We start from the raw sequence: 530 nt of genomic DNA, 5'->3' as shown, positions 1-530 counted from the left end.
CCTTTAATATGAAAGCGCCGCGCCTGCCCGAACGCCTGCCTAAAGCACTACCGCAAGAACCTTTAAACCATATCCTTGACCATGCGCCTGTTGATGACGAATTGGACGTGCGCGATAAGGCCATGTTTGAATTGATGTATGGTAGCGGTTTGCGCCTGAGCGAGATACAAGGTTTGAATCTGGATGGTATTGTCTTGGACGAAGGCTGGGTCAGTGTGAAGGGTAAAGGGGGCAAGCAGCGGCAAGTGCCTTTGGTGGGCAAAAGCATTGCGGCATTGCGTGATTATCTGGCGGTGCGTATTGCCAAAGAGGGAGAGCAGGCCTTGTTCACCAATAAGAACGGTAGCAGGCTGGGGCAGCGTCAAATCCAAAAACGCCTGCAGGCGTGGGCAGTGCGCGTGGGCAGCGCCAGCCATATCTCGCCGCACATGATGCGACACAGCTATGCAACCCATCTTTTGCAGGCATCGGGCGATATCCGCGCCGTACAGGAATTGTTGGGTCACAGCAACCTTTCCGCTACGCAAGTT

The 530-nt window shown here is 54.3% G+C and carries 1 protein-coding gene; it reads left to right on the top strand.

Annotated features, from left to right (window positions below):
- Window positions 1–530: tyrosine-type recombinase/integrase (locus ACTHUG_RS11345; RefSeq protein ID WP_440422271.1), on the top strand; the 530-nt coding region annotated here is incomplete at both ends.

This window comes from Neisseria sp. P0022.S009, from assembly GCF_051956675.1.
Taxonomy (GTDB): Bacteria; Pseudomonadota; Gammaproteobacteria; order Burkholderiales; family Neisseriaceae; genus Neisseria.
The sequence above is the reverse complement of the archived record's forward strand: the minus strand, read 5'-3'. Positions and strand labels throughout refer to the sequence as shown.